The sequence below is a fragment of the Sulfuricurvum sp. genome, from assembly GCF_022759005.1.
Classification (GTDB): Bacteria; Campylobacterota; Campylobacteria; order Campylobacterales; family Sulfurimonadaceae; genus Sulfuricurvum.
The window spans coordinates 1-3,051 of record NZ_JAEMQA010000031.1 but is presented as its reverse complement, the minus strand read 5'-3'; the positions used below and the strand labels follow the sequence as shown (position 1 = coordinate 3,051).

Here is a 3,051-nt window from a genome sequence, read left to right as displayed (position 1 = left end):
ACTGGTGATTATGTTGATTTTTGAAATGGTACGGCTTCGATGCAAGGTGGAGCGACTTGAAACGATATTGAGTAAAGAGGTCGCTGATGAAGCAAAAAAAGACCTTCTTTAAAGACGAGCTACCCCTTTCAATCTTTGTGGGCGTATTAGGGGGTTATACGGCTTCTATGGCATATCATTATGTAACCGCTTCCAATATGTCAAAGTCAATAGATTTGGCTATGAGTAGCTTATTTCACCCCTCCGTTGCAATAATTGCCAGTGTTTATGTTTTATGGGACTCTTATAGATATTTGGGTGGAAAAATGAACTTTGGAGAGAATGGTGATAGTGATGTCATCATCGACAGCAAAGGCAATAAAATAATCAAACGATTTGACGCACGATTGAAAAAGCTACCCGAAAAATTGGAGCTATACACGGTTAATAAAGAGGGTGAAAAGATTTATGACACCCTTTATAAATACGACAAGAAAAATGGTGTAGCTATATTCAATAACCGAAACAATGTTATTGACTTCGATAAATACAGCGACCAAAAGGACTTTGTAAATATCAGGGAATATTTGGGAATCGAGGAGAACGATTATTTCACGACACAGCGCAAGACCCACAATTCGGTTGAGCTGACTTTCAAAGACCCGTTTGGGAAAATACCATTTGACCCAAAACTATTGAAGAAGAACCACAACTTGGTGGGATACACGATTAAAAGAGAATACTATTACATATCCGACCAAAAACTTTCTCACAGTATTTTTATTGGCACAACCGGCTCGGGCAAAAGCACTCATATCAATGGGAACCTAATTTCAACTTTTTACAATCACGAAAACTACGAGTTCATCTATATCCTGGATTTGAAAGGTGGCGTTGAGATGATGATTTACGATAATTTGCTGAACGGAAAAGTGAAGGTTGGAAAGTCTATAAAAGATTTTTGCGTGATGGTTGAAACGGTCTATGATGAAATGGTTAAGCGTGAAGAAGAGTGTATGCGAATGGGATTACGGGCAAGCCCACGAAAACAATGGTATATTCTTTGTGATGAAATTAATCAATGGATGATTACTTTGAGTGGTGTGAAGGGAAACACTCCCCTGAAAAAGTATTTTTCGACCATTGAAGAAAAGTTATCAAAAATCATGGTTAAATCCAGAGCATTACGGCTATTCCTATGTTTTTATGGACAAAAAGCGACCGCAGATTTCCTACCGATAATAGTGAGGGAGATGTGTATTTCGGGTGGGTTATTAAAGACAAGCGGATTTTATGACGCAATCATATCAACTGAAAAAATGAAGGAGTTAGGATACAACCCTGACAACTTCGCAATCGGGACGCTAATGTTCAAAGACGGAACCGAAACGCACGGAACGGGAGATAGATATACTTTTATGAAATCAATCTATGTCAAAACAAGTGATATCGTTTCCATTCTTGGGGATGAGGACAAAGCAACAATTATTAGTATGATGTGGGGTCAAAAAATATTGTTTGAGAAACTTGGGTTGATGAACAACTCCGAAAAAGCGATGGATATGTATCAAGAAATTGTGGAGTATTTTCAGGATAAAATCAACCATCAATTTATCAATCAAAAGTTAGTGAACGGGTATTTGATTAAAAATAACATCACTCCTTAAAGTATTTAATAGTGCCGTCCCTATCAACCAATAGGGCAATGGAGTATAAATCTACATTTTAGGGGTTTAGGTTAAAATGTTTGAATTGAATCAATACGAGGTGATAATGAAAAAGTTTGACGAGTGGAATGAAGTCAAAAAACAAGTTGATACAAGAAGTAATATCATCCAGTTTAAAGAACGAGAAGTTTATTGGGCAAGCGTTGGAGAGAATGTTGGATTTGAGCAAAACGGTAAAGGTGTTGATTTCGCAAGACCCGTTTTGGTTATTAAGAAGCTGAACAAAAATCTATTTTTTGGAGTTCCGCTTTCTACGCAAAGTAGAATGGGAAGTTTTTTCTTTGAATTTGAATTACTCCCAAATCAAAAAAGTACGGCTCTTTTGGTGCAAGCAAAAGTGTATGACGCAAAACGATTGGCTAAAAAAATAGGGATGATCAAAGAGGAAGAATTTAAACTGTTAAAAGATAATTTGAAGAATTTGCTTGACTTTTGAGGTTTTATCCCACTTGGAAACCAAGAGGGCAGTCCCGAAGGAAATTAGATCGATATTATATTCCATAAATGTTAAAGAAGTATTAAAGAATATGTCTATGATGAGTATGAGTAAGTCGGATGTTGTCTTGGGGTTTATAAGAACAAGGTTAGCGTGCGTGCAGAGGCTCACCGTAAGTGAAGGAATTATATGCCAAATCAACTTTAAACAAAGTAGTGCATGAAACGATTAGATGAAGTGTATTTCGATGTTCCATGATATGTTAAAAAAGGAATATTCTTTGAAAACAATTATTGCTGATACAAATGTTTGGTATGCGATCGGAACAGGTAAAAAATGTATTCTTGATATTATCAAAACACACAACGGAAAATTATGTGCAACTCCAATCAGCTTATTTGAAATTATGTCTAAAATTGATGAAAGTAATTTTGAATTAAGAAAAAATGCTGCGATTGCAGTATTAAATCATGCTGATAGAATAGTTGATAACAATGAAGCTTATATGGAACGATACTTTGGTTGTGCAACAGGGAGAAATGATCACATTAACTGGAAACAAGGATTCATTACTATTAGTAAAGCTAATTCAATAGATGAATTAATGAACGGTTTTACTGATTATGCAGATGGATTCTATCGCAAATGTAATATCCCATTTGTGAAAGATTGGAGGAATTTTCATTATAAAGATTTTAGGGGCGGAATTATCAAAAGTATTGAAAATAATTTGATACCTAAATATATAAAACAAATGCCAAATGGGCAACAAAAAATTGCAAAACTTACCGATCCAAGTATTATAGCTTTATTTGATTCCAGTGAATATTATGAAGAAACTATAAAAGCAATTTACTATCGTATGATGCTTGGATTGCAAGTTGATAAAAGAAAACATAAATCTCCTCA

General features: G+C 35.1%; 3 protein-coding genes. All 3 read left to right on the top strand.

Translation table 11 applies throughout. From position 1 onward, the window contains the following. The first annotated feature begins 86 nt into the window (after positions 1-86). Positions 87-1,646, top strand: a complete 1,560-nt coding sequence (locus tag JHC35_RS01560) for an FtsK/SpoIIIE domain-containing protein (protein ID WP_295041625.1) — start codon at positions 87-89, stop codon at positions 1,644-1,646. Between the two features lie 106 nt (positions 1,647-1,752). Next, on the top strand, positions 1,753-2,142 hold the full coding sequence (locus JHC35_RS01555; protein WP_295041624.1) for a type II toxin-antitoxin system PemK/MazF family toxin: 390 nt from the start codon (positions 1,753-1,755) through the stop codon (positions 2,140-2,142). Positions 2,143-2,422: 280 nt separating this feature from the next. Beyond that, the coding region (locus JHC35_RS01550; RefSeq protein ID WP_295041623.1) for a hypothetical protein at positions 2,423-3,051 on the top strand (629 nt) is incomplete at its 3' end.